This window comes from Janthinobacterium sp. GMG2 (genome assembly GCF_033949445.1).
Lineage (GTDB): Bacteria > Pseudomonadota > Gammaproteobacteria > Burkholderiales > Burkholderiaceae_D > Janthinobacterium > Janthinobacterium aestuarii.
Window position 1 is genome coordinate 204550 of record NZ_JAXAWA010000003.1, and the last position, 19143, is coordinate 223692.

A 19143-nucleotide genomic window follows, 5' to 3' on the forward strand; every position below is an offset into this window, starting at 1 on the left:
GCGGGGCAGTTCTACCATGGGGTAGTTTTTCCCTCATTCATTTTTGTCCTGACCGACGCTGCGAACCTGCCCATGAACATACTCACCATCGATGCCGGCACCACCAATACGCGTACCTTGCTGTGGCGCGCAGGCGCCGTCGTCGCCCAGGCGCAGCTGGAAACGGGCGTGCGCAATACCGCCATCGATGGCCATAACGGTGCGCTGAAACAGGCGCTGCGCGACACCATCGCCAGCGTGCTGGCCAGCGCCGGCATCGCGCCGTCCGACGTGGACCTGGCCGTGGCCTCGGGCATGATCACTTCGCCCATGGGTGTGCGGGAAGTGCCGCATTTGCCGGCGCCCGCCGGCCTGGCCCAGCTGGCGCAAGGCATGCAGGCGGTGGACTTGCCCGACGTGCTGCCCCAGCCCCTGTGGCTGATTCCCGGCGTGCGCAACCAGCATGGCGCCGTCGGCCTGCATAACGTCGAAGCGATGGACATGATGCGCGGCGAAGAGACGGAAGTCGTCGCGCTGCTCGAGCGCCTGCAATTGCGGGGCGCGGCGACCCTGATCATGCCCGGTTCGCATACCAAATTGATCAGCGTGGACGAGCAGCGCCGCATCCTCGGCTGCAGCACCACCATTGCGGGCGAGCTGCTGCAGGCGATCACGCAGCACACCCTGATCAAGCAATCGGTCGATGGCGGTTTTGCGCAGACCCTGGTGCCGAAGATGCTGCTGGCCGGCGCGGCCGCGGCGCAAAAAACGGGGCTGGCGCGCGCCTGCTTCAGCGTGCGCACCCTGGGCCAGTTCAGCGCCATCGAATGCAATGAGCGGGCCAATTTCCTGATGGGCGCCGTCCTCAGCGGCGACCTGCTGGCGCTGCGCAACAGCACCGCCATCCAGATGCGGCCCGATACGCCGCTCGTCATTACCGGCAAGCCCATGCTGCGCCAGGCGCTCGGGCTGCTGATCGAAGAACACGGATTTTTTTATGGCAAGCGCATCATCGTCGACGACCAGCAGCAAGCTAATCTGGCCGGTCACGGTGCGCTGCTGATCGCCGCCGCGCGCGGCTTGATTTCCCCGCAGGAGACAGTATGAGCAGCAACAAGAACAAGCGCCCCTTGCGTTCGCAATCGTGGTTTGGTGGCGACGACAAGGACAGTTTTATTCACCGCAGCTGGATGAAGAACCAGGGCTATCCGAGCGACGCCTTCGATGGCCGTCCCGTCATCGGCATCTGCAATACCTGGTCCGAGCTGACGCCCTGCAATGGCCATTTCCGCGACCTGGCCGAGATGGTCAAGCGCGGCGTGCTCGAGGCGGGCGGCTTTCCCGTCGAATTTCCCGTCATGTCGCTGGGCGAGACGAATCTGCGCCCGACGGCCATGCTGTTCCGTAACCTGGCCAGCATGGATGTCGAGGAATCGATACGCGCCAACCCGATCGACGGCGTGGTGCTGCTGACGGGCTGCGACAAGACCACCCCGGCCCTGCTGATGGGCGCGGCCAGCGTGGATTTGCCCACGATCGTGCTGTCGGGCGGCCCCATGTTGAACGGCAACTACCGCGGCAAGCCGATCGGTTCGGGCACGGACGTGTGGAAGTTTTCCGAGGATGTGCGCGCCGGACGCATGACCTCGGCGGAATTCAAGCAGGCCGAATCGTGCATGTCGCGTTCCGCCGGCCACTGCATGACCATGGGCACGGCATCGACCATGGCCAGCATGGTCGAAGCGCTGGGCGTGACCTTGCCTGGCAATGCGGCCATTCCCGCCGTCGATGCGCGCCGCAAGCTGCAGGCGCAGCTGACGGGCCGGCGCATCGTCGACATGGTGCACGAAGACCTGAAACTGTCGCAGATCCTCACGCGCGAAGCGTTTGAAAACGCCATCATGGTCAACGGCGCCATCGGCGGCTCGACCAATGCCGTGATCCATTTGCTGGCCATCGCCGGGCGCATCGGCGTGGACATGCGCCTGGGCGACTGGGATCGCCTGGGCCGCGACATTCCTTGCCTGCTGAACCTGATGCCGTCGGGCCAGTACCTGATGGAAGATTTTTACTACGCGGGCGGCCTGCCCGTGATCATCCGCGACCTGCTGGGCAAATTGCATGGCGAGGCGCTCACCGTCACGGGCGCCACCATGGCCGTCAACGTGGCCGAAGCGGAAAATTTCAACCCCGAGGTGATCACGCCGCTGGCGCAGCCATTCAAGGACGAAGGCGGCATCGCCGTCCTGCATGGCAACCTGGCCCCGCGCGGCGCCGTCATCAAGCCATCCGCCGCCTCGCCCGAGCTGATGCAGCACCGTGGCCGCGCCGTCGTCTTCAACAGCATCGAGCACTACAAAAAGCGCGTCGACGATCCTGCGCTCGATATCGATGCCAGCTGCGTGATGGTGCTGCAAAATTGCGGCCCGCAGGGCTATCCGGGCATGGCCGAAGTGGGCAATATGGGACTGCCGAAAAAACTGCTGGAGCAGGGCGTGCGCGACATGGTGCGCATCTCGGACGCGCGCATGAGCGGCACGGCCTACGGCACGGTGGTGCTGCACGTGGCGCCGGAAGCGGCCGTGGGCGGGCCGCTGGCCCTGGTGCGCGATGGCGACATGATCGAACTGGACGTGGCGGGACGCCGTTTGCACCTGGACGTCGACGAAGCGGAGCTGGCGCGCCGGCGCGCCGAGTGGAGCGCGCCGCCGCCGGCCATGAAGGGCGGTTATCAGTCGATGTATATCAAGCACGTGACGCAGGCCGACGAAGGCGCGGATCTGGACTTCCTCGTCGGTTGCCGGGGTTCCGCAGTTCCGCGCGAGTCTCATTGATAACGCACGATCAAACCTGCTGCGCGTCGTCATTTGCGGCCTCGATGCTCACTGTGCTCAAGCACAGTTGCGCGTCTCGGCCACAACTGACTTCCGCTCGCGACGGTTTTATCATGCGTTATACAGAGTTAAAGGAAAAAAAAATGATGGGAACACAGGCGCAATTACTGGTCGATGCGCAAAACTTCCTGGGCGAGGGCGTGCGCTGGTGCGAACGCAGCGGCCGCGTTTTCTGGACGAATATCGAAGGCTGCCAGCTGCATGCGCTGGTGCTGGCCACGGGCGAGCGCCAGAGCTGGGCCATGCCCGAGCGCCTGGCGTGTTTCGCGCTGACGGACAGCGACGAGGTGCTGCTGCTGGGACTGGCCTCGGGACTGGCCTGGTTTGACGCGCGCAGCGGGGCCGTCACGCGCTTGCACACGGTGGAGGGCGACTTGCCCATGACGCGCCTGAACGATGGCCGCTGTGACCGCCAGGGACGCTTTGTCTTCGGCACGCTCGATGAGCGCCCGTGCCGCGATGCGATCGGCAGCTTTTACCGCCTCAACCTGGACTTGACCCTGGAGCGCCTGCCGCTACCGCAGATCGCCATCTCGAACAGCATCTGCTTCAGCGTCGATGGCACGGCCATGTATTTCTGCGACTCGATGAAGAGGGCGATCTACCGCTGGGACGATTACCTGGGCGGCGACGCCAGCCGGGTGCGCGTGTTTGCCGTGCTCGACCCGGGACCGGGGGCCGCCGATGGCGCCACCATCGATGCGGATGACTACCTGTGGAGCGCGCAGTGGGGCGCCGGCAGGGTCTTGCGCTTCGCGCCGGACGGCAGCGTCGAGCGCAAGATCAGCCTGCCCGTTTCACAGCCCAGCTGCGTGAGCCTGGGCGGCCCGCACTACGACGAATTGTTCGTCACGACGGCGCAGGAGAACTTGACCCCGGCCCAGCTGGCGAGCGAACCGCTGGCCGGCGGATTGTTTCATGCGCGCCAGGTGGGCGTGCGCGGTTTGCCGGAAGTGCGCTTTGGCGCCCTGCCGGCCTGACAGGAGAGAGCATATGCAAAAACACATGGTTTTCAATGGCATCCTCGAACGGGGCATGGTCGGCATCGTGCGCGCCGACTCGCCCGATGCGGCGCTGCGGATCGCCGAGGCGTGCATCGCCGGCGGCATCACGGCGCTGGAAGTGGCGTTCACCACGCCCGATACCCTGGGCGTGCTGCGCACCTTGCGCGAACGCCATGGCCATGACGTGCTGCTGGGCGCGGGCACCGTGCTCGATACGGAGACGGCGCGCGCCGCCATCCTGGCCGGCGCCCAGTTCATCATTTCGCCCAGCGTCAACGTGGACACCATCGCGCTATGCCAGCGCTACCAGGTGCTGTCCATGCCGGGCGCGATGACGCCGACGGAAATCGTCACGGCCCTGCAGGCGGGCGCCGACATCGTCAAGGTCTTCCCCGCCGAGATGTTCGGCCCCGCCTACATCAAGGCCCTGCGCGCGCCCCTGCCGCAAGCGCCATTGATGCCGACGGGCGGCGTGACGGTAGAGAACCTCAATGAATGGTTTGCCAGTGGCGCCGTGGCCGTGGGCATCGGCAGCAGCCTCAGTGGCCCGGGCGCCACGGGCGATTACGCGGCCGTGACGGCGCGCGCGCAGGCTTTCGTGGCGAAGATGGCGGCCGTGCGTTCTCAGTAACGTCCTGCTGAGAAAACCGTAGCGAGCGGATGTGAGTTGTGGCTGAGAAGCGGAGCTGTGCGAAGCACGGGGCCGCCAAGGCAGTGAGCATCGCAGGCCGCAAATCGCGCCGCGCAGTAGGTTTTTTCTGCTACGCTAGGCGGGCAATGTCGCACGCCTGACTATAGAAACCATGTCCAACATCGCCCGCATCCTGCAAGACAGCCGTATCATCGCCATCGTCGGCATGTCTGACAAACCCGAACGCGCCAGCCATGAAGTGGCCGACTACCTGCTGCGCCATGGCTACCGCGTGCTGCCCGTCAATCCGGCCCTCGCCGGGCGCGACGTGCTGGGCCAGCGCGCCTACGCCACCCTGACGGAGGCGGCGGCTGCCGTCGCGCCGGCGCGCATCGACATCGTCGACTGCTTCCGCAAGTCAGAAGATATCCTGCCCATCGCCGAGGAAGCCATCGCCGTCAAGGCCGGCTGTCTGTGGCTGCAGCTCGACATCGTCAACGAGCAGGCGGCGCAGCTGGCGCGGGCGGCGGGCATGGACGTGGTGATGGATCACTGCACAAAAATCGAGCACCGCAAGCTGGCGGTGGCGGCATGAAGGCGCGCACGCAATTTCGCGCCGGCAAGGACTTCGAGCTGAACGAGGATTTCGCTGGCAAGCGCCTGCTGGGCGCCGCCACCAAGGCGGCGAACAAGAAGCTGACGCCGGCCCAGTGCAAGGCCATGGACCGCGAGGAAACCGTGGCGCTGACGGCGCAGATCGCCGAGTGCCAGAGCATGCTGTACGCGCAGCACAAAAAGAAGGTGCTGCTGGTCTTGCAGGGCATGGATACGTCGGGCAAGGATGGCACGGTCAAGGCCATCTTCAGCAACATCAACCCGATGGGCATCCGCGCCATCGCGTTCAAGGGCCCCACCGATATCGAACTGGCGCACGATTACCTGTGGCGCGTGCACCAGCACGTGCCCGTGAAGGGCGAGATCGCCATCTTCAACCGCAGCCATTACGAGGATGTGCTGATCACGCGCGTGCAGGACATGATCGACAAGGCCGAATGCCAGCGCCGCTACGCGCAGATCCGCGATTTCGAGCGCATGCTGAGCGAAACGGGCACCGTCATCCTGAAAATCTTCCTGCATATTTCGAAGGACGAGCAACGGGGACGGCTGCAGGAGCGGCTCGACGATCCCGATCGCCAGTGGAAGTTCGACCCCAACGATATCGCCCAGCGCAAGAAGTGGGATGCTTACCAGCGCGCCTATGAAACGGCGATCCGCGAGACGGATGCCGACCACGCGCCGTGGTATGTGGTGCCATCGAACTCCAAGACGCAGCGCAATCTCGTGGTCGCGTCCCTGCTGCTGGAAACCCTGCAGGGCATGAAGCTGGAATACCCGGCGCCGGACCCGAAACTGTCGTCTTTCAAGGTCGAGTAAATCCGTTCCGCGCCTGCGGAATCGGCCGCGCTGTGGCATAGTATCCCTCGTCGATAATTCAAACCAGACCGGAGATCCATATGCTGCAGTTGAAAGATCCTACCTTGTTGCGTCACCAGGCTTACGTGAATGGAGCCTGGGTCGATGCCGATGGTGGCCAGACGATTAACGTGAACAATCCCGCCACGGGCGAGCATATCGGTACGGTGCCTCTGATGGGCGCAGCCGAGACGCGCCGCGCCATCGAGGCGGCCAATGCCGCCTGGCCCGCCTGGCGCAAGAAGACGGCCAAGGAACGCGCGGCCGTGCTGCGCCGCTGGCATGACCTGATTCTGGAAAACGCCGATGACCTGGCGCTGATCATGACCACCGAGCAGGGCAAGCCCCTGCCGGAAGCGAAGGGCGAAGTGCAGTTCGGCGCTTCGTTCATCGAGTGGTTCGCCGAAGAAGGCAAGCGCGTCGCGGGCGAGACCCTGCAGTCGCCATGGCCGGACCGCCGCCTGGTCGTCACCAAGGAGCCGATCGGCGTGTGCGCCGCCATCACGCCATGGAACTTCCCCGCCGCCATGATCACGCGCAAGGTCGGTCCGGCCCTGGCAGCCGGCTGCCCGATGGTATTGAAACCGGCGGAAGCGACGCCGTTTTCCGCGCTGGCGCTGGCCGTGCTGGCCGAGCGCGCGGGCGTGCCTGCTGGCGTGTTCAGTATCGTCACGGGTGCGCCGAAAGACATCGGCGGCGAAATGACGTCGAACCCCATCGTGCGCAAGCTGACGTTTACGGGCTCGACCCAGGTGGGCCGTTTGCTGGCCGAGCAGTGCGCGCCGACGATCAAGAAACTGTCGCTGGAACTGGGCGGCAATGCGCCGTTCATCGTCTTCGATGACGCCGACCTGGACGCGGCAGTGGAAGGCGCCATCGCCTCGAAATACCGCAATGCGGGCCAGACCTGCGTCTGCGCCAACCGCCTGTACGTGCAGGACAGCGTATATGACGCGTTTGCCGACAAGCTGGTGGCGGCCGTGGCCAAGCTGAAGGTGGGTAATGGCATCGAGGCTGGTGTCACGCAAGGCCCGCTGATCGACGCCAAGGCCGTGGCCAAGGTGGAAGAACACGTGGCCGACGCGCTGGGCAAGGGCGGGCGCCTGCTCGCTGGCGGCAAGCGCCATGCGCTGGGCAATGGCTTCTTCGAGCCGACCATCATCGCCGACGTGACGAACGACATGCGCGTGGCTACCGAGGAAACCTTCGGCCCGCTGGCGCCCCTGTTCCGCTTCAAGACGGACGATGAAGTGATCGCCCTGGCCAACAACACGGAATTCGGCCTGGCCGCCTATTTCTATTCGCGCGACATCGGCCGCATCTGGAGAGTGGCCGAAGGCCTGGAAACGGGCATGGTCGGCGTCAACACGGGCCTGATCTCGAACGAGATCGCCCCCTTCGGCGGCGTCAAGCAATCGGGCCTGGGCCGTGAAGGGTCGACCTACGGTATCGAAGACTATCTCGTCATCAAATACATCTGCATGGGCGGTATCTAGAATGCTTGATTAAATCTACTGCGCGGCGCGCTTTCCGGCCTGCGATGCTCACTGTACTAAAGTACAGCTGCGCTTCTTAGCCAGAAATCGTTGCCGCTCGCTACGATTTTCTCAAGCATCCGTGACGTCCGTTATCGATGGCTGTTGCGAGCCGATCCTAACCGGTCCAGCATGCCCTTGACCGCTTCCATCTGCGTGCCGCTCTTGCGGTAGAAATCCGGGTCGATCGGATTGATGCTGGTGTAGCCCCAGAAATCCCAGCAGCCTTTCGGGTTGTACGGGTAGACGGGGCTCGGTTCGGCTTGCGGATACAGCACGATGATCTTGTTGGCGTCCGCCACCTGGTTGTAGCCGGTGCTCGTATAAAAACGGTCGCCGATGGCCTGCGTCGTTTGCAGGCAGCCGTGGAACACCACGTGCACGCGGCAGCTCTCGCTGTTGCAGGCTTTCGGGATGTAGGCGTAGCCCGTATTGCTCATGCTCGAGTACGCGTTCTGGATGAAGCTGCGCTGGTTGAAGGCGATCAGCTTGCCCGTCAGGGTAGTCGACGACGGCTGCAGATCCGGGTACAGGTGCTGCAGGATGTCGCGCGCCTGCGTATAGTCGCAGTCGTTGATGAACGGCGACTCCGTCACGGCGCAAGGCTTGTCGGCGTTGCTGTCGGTGAGGATGGCGTGGCCCGCGCCTAGCGTGTCGATGAAGCGGATCTGCGCCGCCGGCGTACCGGCCAGTTGATAGAATTTCCCCACCTGCTCCACCACCGGCCGCGTCACGGTCTGGTCTTTCGTTCCGCTGAACAGATATACGCGCTGGCGTTTCAGGTTGGCCGTGTCGTCGATGAGACGCTCGCGCGCAAAATCGTTCGCCGCGCGCAGCAATTCGCTGGCGACGGGCGGTGCCACCTGCGCGCTGCCCGGATTCATGCAGGTGCTCAAGGCATTCGTCAGGTAGGGAATGTAGGGGAAGCGGCCCGGCTGGCCCGAGCAGAAATACGGGCCGCCTGCGATGATGCCGGCGCCCGCCACCGTGGCCGAGTAGGCGACGGCAAACTGCGCCGCCATGAAGCCGCCCGAGGACAGGCCGGACACCGTGGTCTGGCTCAGGTCAGCCTGGTAGGCGGGCAGGGCGGGGGCATCCTTGGTTGCGGCGGGCTTGGCGGGCTTGGCCGTCCTGGCCGTCGTGGCGGCGTGCGCGCCGCCTGGCGTCAGGATGAGCAGGCTGGCGGCCAGCAGGGCGGTGGTTAGTGTGGTCAGGTGCGCGGTCAGGTGCGGGAAGGGCATGGCGGCTCCACAAGGCAGGGAAAGGGACAGGAAGGCCGAGCATAGGTAAAAAAACTGTGCGCTGGGCAAGTACTGCACCGTCATTGATGTCGCTCAAGCTATCGCTGTTGTTGTCCGTCTTGTACGCACGCGCGGCGTTTGACATAGAATGGTTTTTTCCGTTCAACCATGGTGCCTTTCATGTCCAAGACTCTTGCCCAGCTGTTTGCATTGACCACCCTTGCCGCCGGCGCCAGCCTGGCCATGCCGGCCCATGCGGCCGACACCGCGCCAGCTGCTGCCGCGCCAGCCGCCTGCCCGGCCATCCTCAAGCAGACTTTCAACCGCCTGCAGGATGAAGCGCCGCAAAACCTGTGCCAGTACGCGGGCAAGGTCGTGCTGGTGGTCAATACGGCCAGTTATTGCGGTTTTACCAATCAATATGAAGGGCTCGAGGCGCTGTACGCCAAGTACGGCAGCAAGGGCCTGGTGGTGCTGGGCTTCCCGTCGAACGATTTTGGCAAGCAGGAGCCCGGTAACAGCAAGGAAATCGCCGATTTCTGCTACAACACCTATGGCGTGAAGTTCCCCATGTTTTCGAAGTCGGTCGTCTCCGGCCCCGCGCCGAATCCGCTGTACGTGGACCTGATCAAGCAGACGGGCAAGACCCCGGCCTGGAATTTCCACAAATACCTGATCGACCGCCACGGCAAAGTGGTGGAAAGCTTCCCCAGCAAGGTGACGCCGGACGACAAGAAACTCGTTGGCGCGGTGGAAAAAGCGCTGGCGCTGTAAGTTGCTGATACCCAAGCAGGCTTGAACGCCTGCTTTTTTTTAATGCCGTGCTTGTCGTCTTGCCATCATTGTCCTAAGCTGGTTGTTCGCGTTTGTCACAACAAAGGAGAACATCATGGCGTATGTCGATGGATTTGTCGTGCCCGTACCGAAAGCCAAGCTCGATGCCTACCTGGCCATGTCGCGCAGTTGCGGCGCCGTTTGGCGAGAGTACGGCGCGCTGGAATTTCGCGAATGCGTGGGCGACGATGTCAAGCCGGGCAAGCTGACCTCGTTCCCGCAGGCGGTGGACTTGCAGGATGGCGAAGTGGTGGTGTTTTCCTGGATCGTGTATGAATCGCGCGCCAAACGCGATGAAATCAACGACAAGGTCATGAAAGACCCGCGCCTGGCCGAGATGATGGACCCGGAAAAATTGCCGTTCGATGGCAAGCGGATGATCTACGGCGGCTATGAAATGCAGGTGGATATCAAGTAACCAGCTTCGCGGGGATCGCCCCGCGCAGCGCATTGCACACGACGATCGCTTCGGCCCGCGCCAGCATGGCGCGCGTGATGATGGTTTCCTGCGCGTTCCAGGCAGGATCGGCCAGCATGGCCGCGCGCTGCACGCCGGGCAGCAGGCCGCAGGACAGGGGTGGCGTGTGCCAGCGGCCGTCCAGCTGCACGAAGACATTGCTTCGCCCGCCCTCCGTCAGCTCGCCACGCTCGTTAAAGAACAGCATGTCGAAGCCGCCTTGCGCCTCGGCCGCGCGCCAGGCTGCGTCATAGCGCGCGCGCGCGCTGCTCTTGTGGCGCAGGAACAGGTCGCCGGCCGTCGTTGTATCGGGTGCCAGCATGACGTTGACCGTCTCCGGCAAGGCGCTGAGCGCGCCGCTTTGCGTCGTGAACTGCCCATCCTGGCGCAGCGCCAGGCGCAGGCGGAAAGGGACATCGTCGGGGCGTGCCGCGCAGGCCGCCTGCAACGCGGCGCGGGCAGCGTTGGCATCCCAGGCAAAACCGAAGTAGGCGCTGGAGGCGGCCAGGCGTGCCAAATGCCGCTCCTGCTGGCGGCAGCCATGGTCGCGGCTGGCGTGCAGGGTTTCGAACAGTTCGAAGTCGTTGCTCAGGCCCGTCAGGAAGCGGGCCTTGAGCTGGCATTCCGCAAATTCCTCGTGCGGGTCGCTGTCGAGCACGATGCCGGCGCCCACGCCCATCTCGCCACGCCGGATGCCATCAGGGTCGGCCGGTTGCAAGGCCAGGGTGCGGATCGGCACGGACATGCAGAAGTCGCCCACGGCGTGGGCGGCGCCGGCGGCTGGCGGATCGAACCAGCCGATGGCGCCCGTATAGATGCCGCGCGGCGCCGGTTCCAGTTCGGCGATGATTTCCATGGTGCGGCGTTTCGGCGCGCCCGTGATCGAGCCGCACGGGTACAAGGCCTGGAAGATGTCGGCCAGGCTGGCATCGTCGCGCAGGCGCGCCTGCACGGTGGACGTCATTTGCAGCACGCTGCTGTAGCGCGTTACCTCGAACAGGGCCGGCACCTTGACGGAGCCCGTGACGGCGATGCGGCCAATGTCGTTGCGCAGCAGGTCGACGATCATCAGGTTTTCCGCGCGGTTTTTTGGGTCGCTGGCCAGGGCGGCGGCGCGGCGTGCGTTTTCTGCCATTTGCTCAGGCGGGGCGGCTGGCGCCGTGCCCTTCATGGGACGCGCCGTCAGCTCGCCTTGTGCGTGGCGCACGAACAGCTCCGGCGACAGCGACAGCAGGGCGCCGCCATCGGGCAGCATCACCAGCGCGCCGTAGGGCACGGGCTGGCGCGCGCGCAGCCGCGCATACAGGGCCAGGGGCGAGCCGAAGGCGTCGAAGCGCAAACGGTACGTGTAGTTGACCTGATAGGTGTCGCCGGCCACGATGTAGTCGTGGATGCGGTGCAGCGCGCGCGTGAATTCGGCTTGATCCACGTTCGCGCGGATACCGGCCACGCCGGCCGGCGCGGCGTCCGCGTCGACGCGAGAGTCCAGCCACTGCGCCACCTCGTCCTGCGACAGCTGCGTGCAGTGCTCGAAGACGAGCACTTGCGCCAGCGGCGGCGCGTCAAGGCTGGCCGCGCGCGGCGGCATGGCCAGCAAGTGCGCGCCCAGTTCGTAGCTGCACACGCTGACGGCGTACTGGCCGCGTTGCAAGGCCTCTTGCAGCCCTTCGAGCAGGGCCGGCCACTGTTGTCCCTCGGTGCACTGCAAGACCGCCGCCAGGCCCGTGTACAGGCGCGAACCGGCGCCGGGTGTGCTGGCGTCGTCGAGCAGGGCGAAGCAGTCGGTATGCATGGGGACAGCTGCGGCGGTGACTTACCCCAGCAGCATGGCGATTTGCAGCGCCGCTTCCTGGGATGGATTGATCTTGAAGCCGCTCTTGGCGTAGCGGTGCCAGCGTCCGATGACGAAGCTGACGATCAGGGTGGCGCGCGCCGCCACTTCGCTTTCCTTGCCATGGCCTTCGGCGGCGGCCACGCGCAAGGCCTGCTTGAGCGCCAGTTCCACGCGGTCGTAGAACTGGTTCATGCGCACTTGCAGACGCTCGTCCTCATTGACCAGCGCATCGCCGATCAGCACGCGCGTCATGCCCGGATTGCTGATGGCGAAATTGAGCAGCATGCCGATGATGTCGCGCGTCTGCGTCATGCCATCGCTGTGTTTTTCCGCGATCTGGTTGATCAGGCCGAAGACGCTCGACTCGATGAATTCGATCAGCCCTTCGAACATTTGCGCCTTGCTGGCGAAATGGCGGTACAGGGCCGCTTCCGATACGGTCAGTCTGGCCGCCAGTGCGGCGGTGGTGATCTTTTCGCCTTTCGGCTGCTCCAGCATTGCGGCGAGGGCCTGAAGAATTTGTAGCCTGCGTTGGCCCGGCGGTGTGCTTGCCATATTTTCTCTTGTCGTTAAAAAAAATGCTGCCTTGATGGGGAGGTCCGTCACCGCCGCTAGCGGTGCGGCTTCCAGTGTCAACCGGAAGCCCAGGAATCCCCTTCAACGCAGACGGTGAAGGCGGCGTGCCAAATGCCGGACAGATTTTACTTTGACATCGACGTAAGCGGGGCGATTTAACGCCTTGGGCAACTTCGCCACGCCGATCGGATCGGCCATTTTCAGGTATTGCGTGATCCAGGCCGTGCGCAGGCCCAGTTTTTTCGCACCCTTGAGGTTGGCCAGGGTGTCTTCCACCAGAATGCAGCGGCCGGGGCGGATGTGGTGCTTGCGCATCAGTTTGCACAGCATCAGGGTCGATGGCTTGGGCCGCAGCTGGCGGTGCACATGCATCGCCTCGATGGCGACGTGGTGTGAAAAGTGCCGGCGCAAGCCCAGGTGGCGCATCACGTCGCTCGAATAGCGCAGCGGCGCGTTGGTGAGTAAAATTTTACGGCCAGGCAGGCGTTTGAGTAAAGCCCCCAGGCCCCGCTCGGCGCGTATCATCGCGCGCAAATCGTCGAACGCATGCGTCTCGTGCAGAAAATGCGCGGCCTGCACCTGGTGGTGCTTGACCATGCCCAGCAAGGTGGCGCCATAGCGGCGCCAGTAGGCCGCGCGCGCCGCATTGACGATGGCGTCGTCGGCCGGCGTCACGCCGTCGCCCAGTACGCGGGCAATATACGTGTTCATATTGGCCGTGATGGTGGGGAAGATGGCGTGCGAGGCATTGTGCAGCGTGTTGTCGAGGTCAAACAGCCAGACCGGCGACGAGCGGTTAAGATGGGACACAGGCACAGGAGTCTTTGCTAGCGAGAGAAGATGAAAAATTCAACAATCAGGAAAACCATGCGACGCCAGATTATAGTGATGTTTTGCGGATTATTCTTGCTGCCGTTGCAGTCGGCCTTGGCCGAAGCGCCTTCCGTGGCGCAAAAACGGGGCGCGCTGTTCAAGGTGCAGGATGCCAGCCACACCCTGTATCTGTTCGGTACCATCCACGTCGGCGCGCCCGACTTTTATCCGCTCGAGCCGACCGTGACGCAGGCGTTGAACGGCGCCGGCGCGCTGGCGCTGGAGATCGATCCCGGCGCCGATCCGCGCAAGGCCGTCAGCGCCGTGCTGAAATACGGCATGGAGGCGCCAGGCAGCAAAGTGCCGCCTGACTGCCGCCAGACTTTGGCGCCGCGTCTGGCGCCGCTGTTGCAAAAATACGGCATCGCGCCCGCAGCGGTGGCGCCGATGAAGCCGTGGATGCTGGCCAGCGTGCTGGCCATCGGCGAATTTTCCACGCTTGGCTACCGCTCCGACCTGGCCGTCGACAGTTATCTGTCGCAGCAAGCCAAGGCGCGCAAGATCCCCGTGGTGGAACTCGAATCGATGGAAGGCCAGATGGCGCTGTTCGGCGCCATGTCGCCGCTCGACCAGTGCCGCTTCCTCGAAGACGGCGTGGCGTCGATCGAGGAGCAGGAACAAAGCCAGGAAGCGCGCGAGATCGCCGATGCGTGGCGCAACGCCGACGCTGCCGCCTTCGACAAGCTGGCGGCAAAGGCGGCAACAGACCCCTCGTTCGCCGCGCAGTTCGTGCAAAAAGTGCTGCTGGACGGCCGCAACCCGGCCCTGGCCGACGGCATCGCCAACTTGCTTGCGCGCGAAAAGTCCAGCCTGGCCGCCATCGGCGTGCTGCACTTGGTGGGCGACAAGAGCGTGCCGGATTTACTGCGTAAACGCGGATTGAAGGTCGAGCGGGTGTATTGAGTTTTGACGACAGAAGGCAGAAGAGATAGCGCTAGCTCAGCCGCGCAAGACACGCGGCAGAGCAGATGGAAAAGTGTTCAGGGCAAGGCGGACTGCCGAAGACAGTACGAATGTACGGCGAGGAAGGACAACGCCGCCATGGACATTTTTACTATGGGGAGATGACGGCAGAGTAGATGAAAAGTGTTCAGGGCAAGGCGCCGAGACGAAGACAGTACGCATGTACGGCGAGGCGAGGCAACGCAGCCATGGACATTTTTCAGATACGGGGATAAGTCGATGGTGCCCTTGACGTGGATCGAACACGTGGCCTCTCCCTTACCAAGGGAGTGCTCTACCACTGAGCTACAAGGGCAAATTAAAAGCGGCGCCAGGTGATCTGCGCCGCCAAACTACTCGCTGTGATGCATTGCGATTTTTTTTAGTGCGAACGGATCATAGTACCAAAAGCCTGCTCGGTCAACACTTCCAGCAATAATGAGTGTTCGATGCGGCCGTCGATGATGTGCACCGTGTTCACGCCGGACTTGGCGGCGTCGAGCGCGGACGAGATCTTCGGCAGCATGCCGCCCGAGATCGTGCCGTCGGCGAACATCTCGTCGATTTCGCGCGCCGACAGGTCGGTCACCAGGTTGCCCTGCTTGTCCTGGACGCCGGCGATGTTGGTCATCATGATCAGCTTTTCCGCTTTCAGGATTTCCGCGATCTTGCCCGCCACGACATCGGCGTTGATGTTGTAGGCCTGGCCGTCCTGGCCGAAACCGATCGGCGAAATGATGGGAATGAAGGCATCGTCCTGCAGCGCCTTGACGACGGCCGGGTTGATCGCGTCGATCTCGCCGACAAAACCGATGTCGAGGAATTCGCCCGGATGTTCGCGGTCCGGCATCTGCATCTTGCGTGCGCGGATCAAGCCGCCATCCTTGCCCGTCAAGCCCACGGCCTGGCCGCCGTAATGGTTGATCAGCATGACGATATCCTGCTGCACTTCGCCGCCCAGCACCCACTCCACCACTTCCATGGTTTCTTCATCGGTGATGCGCATGCCTTGCACGAAGGTGCCTTGCTTGCCGATTTTTTTCAGCGCGTTGTCGATCTGCGGTCCGCCGCCGTGCACCACGACCGGGTTCATGCCGACCAGCTTGAGCAGGATGACGTCGCGCGCGAAGCCGTGCTTCAGGCGTTCGTCCGTCATGGCATTGCCACCGTATTTGATGACGATGGTCTTGCCGTGGAAATTGCGGATGTAGGGGAGGGCCTCGGCCAGAATCTGCGCCTTGATTTGCGGCGACACCGCCGTCAAGTCGTCATTCATGTCCAGGTTCAAGTTAGCTAGTTGATTCATGGCGAGTCCGGAAAATAGATTTGTGCGATTTTACAGGGAAGAAGAAAATCTTGGAGGCATTATAGGGCGATCTTGTTGTATTTTCCCTGATGATCCTATAGTCTGGCCCGATATGTTCCCCAGCCAGCCCTTTTACTGCCCGTTACATCTGCGTCCCATCCCTGCGCGGCATGACACACACTTGCCAATTCACACACAGCCATGAGCCAGTGCAGCCTGTGCGGCGCCGCCTTCCAGTGCGGCCAGCTTGACCCGGACGCCAACGAACCCTGCTGGTGCGTGGCCCTGCCGCCGGCCGTTCCCGTGCCCGGTGGCGCTGCGGGATGCTGGTGCCCCGCCTGCCTGCAAGCCCATATCGCCACCCTGACGCCGCCTGCAAAAGTCCCGACAGCGGCCAAATAAGCGCATCGGCATACTTTTTCCTTTGCAAAAGACCTTGCATTTTGTAGGGGAATACGCTCAGACTTCGACTTTCAAGAATTTCTTATAGGAAAGTTATGCGCTTCAGGGATATCAGTATCGGCGTGCGCATCAATGCCGGTTATGCCATGTTGATCGTGCTGATGCTGGTCGTCATCGTCCTGTCTGGCAGCCGCATCTATGCCATCCGCGCCGAGACCGACGATATCCTGCAGCGCGACTGGGTCGCCGCCAAGGCCACCAGCAAGATCCACGGGCTGGCGCGCGAGGCGGCCACGCGCATCGGCAACCTGCCGAACCAGCACGAGCTGGCGCTGCGCCAGGCGAACCAGGCGCGCCTGGAAGCGATCAAGCAAGGCATCGACGAGCAGGTGCGCATCCTCGACGGCCTCGATGCGCGGCCCGAGGAACGGCGCCTGCTGGAACAGATGCACCTGGCACGCGCCGACTACTATGTGTCGCTCAAGGCGATGTTCGAACTGGTCGAGCGCGGCGAGCATGCCCGCGCCGAGCAGGCCATGCAGACGCAGACCTTGCCGGTGCTGGAAAAAGTGCTGCTGTACGTGGGCCAGCTCGACGACCTGCAGCAGCAGCTGATCCGCGACAGCGCCGCCAGGATACGCAACGACATCGACACCTCGCTGCTGCTGATGGGCGGCATCGGCCTGGCGGCCTTGCTGACGGGTCTCGCCTTTGCCTGGTCGGCGCGCTCGATCACGCGTCCGCTGGGCGAGGCGGTGGCGATCGCCACGCGCGTGGCCAATGGCGACCTCAGTTCCGTCATCGAAGTGACGTCGCGCGACGAGACGGGCGAATTGCTGCAGGCGCTCAAGGACATGAGCACCAGCCTGGCCGTCGAGCAGGACCTGCGCCACGCCGTCGAAGTGGCCGAGGATGCGACCAAGATGAAGTCGGATTTCCTCGCTAATATGTCGCACGAAATCCGTACGCCGATGAACGGCATCATCGGCATGACCCACCTGGCGCTGCAGACGGAACTGACGTCGACCCAGCGCAACTACCTGGAAAAGGTGGAATCGGCTTCGAAGAACCTGCTGGCCATCATCGACGATATCCTCGATTTCTCGAAGATCGAGGCGGGCAAGATGGCCTTTGAAAAAGTCGATTTCTTCCTCGAGGACGTGCTGGCGCAGATCGCCGACCTGTCCGTGATGCGCGCGCAGGACAAGGGACTCGAACTGCTGTTCGACGTCGCCCCCGACGTGCCGAACGCCTTGCAGGGCGATCCGCTGCGCCTGGGCCAGGTGCTGATCAACCTGACCAACAACGCCATCAAATTTACGGACAGGGGCGAGATCGTCGTCACTATCCGCCTGCAGCAGCTGGAAGAGCATGCGGCCGTGCTGCGCGTGGACGTGCGCGACACGGGCATCGGCCTCACGCCGCCCCAGCGCAGCAAATTGTTCCAGGCTTTTACGCAGGCCGACACGTCCACCACGCGCCACCATGGCGGCACGGGCCTGGGGCTGACCATCAGCAAGCGGCTTGTGGAAATGATGGAAGGCGAGATCGACCTGGTCAGCGAAGCGGGTGTGGGCAGCACCTTTTTCTTCACGGCCCGCTTCGGCCTGGCCGCCGTGCCGCGCGATAATTTGCTATTGCCACAGCAATTCCATGGCTTGCGCGTGCTGGTGGTCGACGACAACCCCAGCGCGCGTGAAATCTTCGTCAGCATGCTCACGGCGCTGGGCTTCGAGGCGCGTGCCGTGCTTGGCGGAGCGCTGGCCATCGGCGCCGTGGCGCAGGCGCGCGCCGAGGGGCGGCCGTACGGGCTGGTGCTGATGGACTGGAAAATGCCGGGCATGAACGGCCTCGATACCCTGGCCGGCATCCGCGCCGATGCCGCCGGCATCGATGCGACACCGGCCTGCATCATGGTCACGGCCTTCCATCGCGAAGCGCTGCTCGAGGCGGCGCGCCAGCGCGACTTGCCGCTCGACGGCGTATTGAACAAGCCGATCAGCGCCTCGACCCTGCTCGACCAGATTGCGTTCGTGTTTGGCGGCGTGACGGGGCAGAGCCGCAAGACGCAGCGCCAGAGCAGCTACCGCGACGACGAGCGCGCCCTGCGCGGCGCCTGGCTGCTGCTGGTCGAGGATAATGAAGTGAACCAGGAAGTGGCGCAGCATATCCTGAACGACGCCGGCATCCGCGTCGACATCGCCGGCAACGGCGCCATCGCGCTGGCGAAGATCGCGGAAAACGCCTATGACGGCGTGCTGATGGATTGCCAGATGCCGGTGATGGATGGCTACCAGGCGACGCGCAAGCTGCGCCAGGATCCCCGGTATTCGAACTTGCCCGTGATCGCCATGACGGCCAATGCCATGGTGGGCGACAAGGAAAAATGCCTGGACGCCGGCATGAACGATTTCATCGCCAAGCCGATCGACGTGGCGCAGCTGTTCGGCACCCTGGCGCGCTGGATCGCGCCGGCCACGCCGCAGGAAATGGCGGCGGTGGTGGCGCAGCCGGAAGCGGAGCTGCCCGTGATCGCGGGCCTGAAAATGGCGGAGGCCATGCGCCGCGTGGGCGGCAATGCCGCTTTGATGCGAAAATTGCTGGACCGCTTCGTGGAAACCCAGTTCGACGCCATGCAGCGCATCGTTGCCGCCATCGAGAACAACCAGCTGGAAACGGCCATCCGCGAAGCGCATACCCTGAAAGGCCTGGCCGGCAATATCGGTGCCGGCGGCCTGGCCGACAGCGCCGCGCGAGTCGAGCACTTGCTCAGCCTGGGCTCGCACGACGGCTTGCCGCAGGCGCTGGCCGCCTGCACCCTGGCGCTCGACGAGCTGGTGCCGAAGATCGTGCTGGCCATGCAGTCGCGCGGCCATGCGGCCGAGGCGGGCGGCGCGGCGCTGGCGCACGTGGCGCCGGTGGACCGGGCGCGCCTGGAAGCGGGCTTGCGCGAACTGTCGCAGCTGCTGCAGCAGGACGATGCGCAGGCCGTCAAGCACCTCGACGGCATCGGCCCCGTGCTGGTCGCGGCGGGGCAGGCGGAACACGCGCGCCAGTTGAAGCGCATGCTGGGACAATACGATTTCGAAGGTGCGCTGGCGCAGCTGGGCGAAGTGGCCGATGCGCTGGAGCTGACACTGTGAGAAGGATAATGATGCAGAA

17 protein-coding genes and 1 tRNA gene are annotated in these 19143 nt (G+C 63.8%); 12 read left to right on the forward strand and 6 right to left on the reverse strand.

Translation table 11 applies throughout. The features are described 5' to 3' along the window. The first annotated feature begins 72 nt into the window (after window positions 1–72). From SKZ59_RS12970 to gabD, 7 genes are all read left to right on the forward strand, one after another. Window positions 73–1086, forward strand: a complete 1014-nt coding sequence (locus SKZ59_RS12970; protein WP_319992017.1) for a 2-dehydro-3-deoxygalactonokinase — start codon at window positions 73–75, stop codon at window positions 1084–1086. Next, a complete protein-coding gene (gene araD, locus SKZ59_RS12975; RefSeq protein ID WP_058049351.1) occupies window positions 1083–2813 on the forward strand; it encodes an L-arabinonate dehydratase in 1731 nt (576 codons plus the stop codon). The genes SKZ59_RS12970 and araD overlap by 4 nt, the downstream gene beginning before the upstream one ends. A 143-nt stretch (window positions 2814–2956) precedes the next feature. After that, window positions 2957–3853 carry an SMP-30/gluconolactonase/LRE family protein gene (locus tag SKZ59_RS12980; protein WP_413774551.1) on the forward strand — a complete coding sequence of 299 codons (897 nt, stop codon included), beginning with the start codon at window positions 2957–2959 and terminating at the stop codon, window positions 3851–3853. Between the two features lie 13 nt (window positions 3854–3866). Beyond that, on the forward strand, window positions 3867–4508 hold the full coding sequence (locus tag SKZ59_RS12985; protein WP_319992018.1) for a bifunctional 2-keto-4-hydroxyglutarate aldolase/2-keto-3-deoxy-6-phosphogluconate aldolase: 642 nt from the start codon (window positions 3867–3869) through the stop codon (window positions 4506–4508). 172 nt (window positions 4509–4680) lie between these two features. Continuing rightward, on the forward strand, window positions 4681–5103 hold the full coding sequence (locus tag SKZ59_RS12990) for a CoA-binding protein (protein ID WP_319992019.1): 423 nt from the start codon (window positions 4681–4683) through the stop codon (window positions 5101–5103). Continuing rightward, window positions 5100–5942: a PPK2 family polyphosphate kinase gene (locus SKZ59_RS12995; protein ID WP_319992020.1), complete on the forward strand. Its 843-nt coding sequence runs from the start codon at window positions 5100–5102 to the stop codon at window positions 5940–5942. The genes SKZ59_RS12990 and SKZ59_RS12995 overlap by 4 nt, the downstream gene beginning before the upstream one ends. Window positions 5943–6022: 80 nt before the next feature. After that, window positions 6023–7477 (forward strand): NADP-dependent succinate-semialdehyde dehydrogenase, encoded by a 1455-nt coding sequence (gabD, locus tag SKZ59_RS13000; protein WP_100428679.1) that lies wholly within the window; start codon window positions 6023–6025, stop codon window positions 7475–7477. A 131-nt stretch (window positions 7478–7608) separates the two neighbouring features. Here gabD and SKZ59_RS13005 read toward each other — a convergent pair whose 3' ends face one another. Beyond that, window positions 7609–8757, reverse strand: coding sequence for a poly(3-hydroxybutyrate) depolymerase (locus tag SKZ59_RS13005; RefSeq protein ID WP_319992021.1), 1149 nt, complete (start codon window positions 8755–8757; stop codon window positions 7609–7611). A 180-nt stretch (window positions 8758–8937) separates the two neighbouring features. On the opposite strand from SKZ59_RS13005, the gene SKZ59_RS13010 reads away from it, so the two are divergent. Continuing rightward, on the forward strand, window positions 8938–9531 hold the full coding sequence (locus tag SKZ59_RS13010; RefSeq protein ID WP_035828486.1) for a glutathione peroxidase: 594 nt from the start codon (window positions 8938–8940) through the stop codon (window positions 9529–9531). A 115-nt stretch (window positions 9532–9646) separates the two neighbouring features. After that, window positions 9647–10009: a DUF1428 domain-containing protein gene (locus SKZ59_RS13015; protein ID WP_034752786.1), complete on the forward strand. Its 363-nt coding sequence runs from the start codon at window positions 9647–9649 to the stop codon at window positions 10007–10009. Here the strand turns inward: SKZ59_RS13015 and pabB are convergent. The 3 genes from pabB to SKZ59_RS13030 all read right to left on the reverse strand — a co-directional run bounded on the left by pabB (window position 10002) and on the right by SKZ59_RS13030 (window position 13274). Then, window positions 10002–11840 (reverse strand): aminodeoxychorismate synthase component I, encoded by a 1839-nt coding sequence (gene pabB, locus SKZ59_RS13020; protein WP_319992022.1) that lies wholly within the window; start codon window positions 11838–11840, stop codon window positions 10002–10004. The genes SKZ59_RS13015 and pabB overlap by 8 nt on opposite strands. Window positions 11841–11861: 21 nt before the next feature. Further along, the gene (gene slmA, locus SKZ59_RS13025; protein ID WP_034752791.1) at window positions 11862–12437 is read right to left on the reverse strand and encodes a nucleoid occlusion factor SlmA; all 576 of its coding nucleotides are present in this window, start codon (window positions 12435–12437) and stop codon (window positions 11862–11864) included. 102 nt (window positions 12438–12539) lie between these two features. Continuing rightward, window positions 12540–13274 carry an HAD-IA family hydrolase gene (locus tag SKZ59_RS13030; protein ID WP_319992023.1) on the reverse strand — a complete coding sequence of 245 codons (735 nt, stop codon included), beginning with the start codon at window positions 13272–13274 and terminating at the stop codon, window positions 12540–12542. A 90-nt stretch (window positions 13275–13364) separates the two neighbouring features. Between SKZ59_RS13030 and SKZ59_RS13035 the strand changes: the two genes are divergently transcribed. Continuing rightward, on the forward strand, window positions 13365–14234 hold the full coding sequence (locus SKZ59_RS13035; protein WP_319992024.1) for a TraB/GumN family protein: 870 nt from the start codon (window positions 13365–13367) through the stop codon (window positions 14232–14234). Between the two features lie 280 nt (window positions 14235–14514). On the opposite strand, the gene SKZ59_RS13040 is transcribed toward SKZ59_RS13035, so the two are convergent. Beyond that, a tRNA-Thr gene (locus tag SKZ59_RS13040) sits at window positions 14515–14589 on the reverse strand. Window positions 14590–14655: 66 nt separating this feature from the next. Continuing rightward, on the reverse strand, window positions 14656–15549 hold the full coding sequence (argB, locus tag SKZ59_RS13045; protein WP_010393729.1) for an acetylglutamate kinase: 894 nt from the start codon (window positions 15547–15549) through the stop codon (window positions 14656–14658). Between the two features lie 231 nt (window positions 15550–15780). Between argB and SKZ59_RS13050 the strand changes: the two genes are divergently transcribed. Then, window positions 15781–15981 (forward strand): cysteine-rich CWC family protein, encoded by a 201-nt coding sequence (locus SKZ59_RS13050; protein WP_319992025.1) that lies wholly within the window; start codon window positions 15781–15783, stop codon window positions 15979–15981. A gap of 95 nt (window positions 15982–16076) precedes the next feature. Continuing rightward, window positions 16077–19124 carry a response regulator gene (locus tag SKZ59_RS13055; RefSeq protein WP_070304431.1) on the forward strand — a complete coding sequence of 1016 codons (3048 nt, stop codon included), beginning with the start codon at window positions 16077–16079 and terminating at the stop codon, window positions 19122–19124. Window positions 19125–19143: the final 19 nt, after the last annotated feature.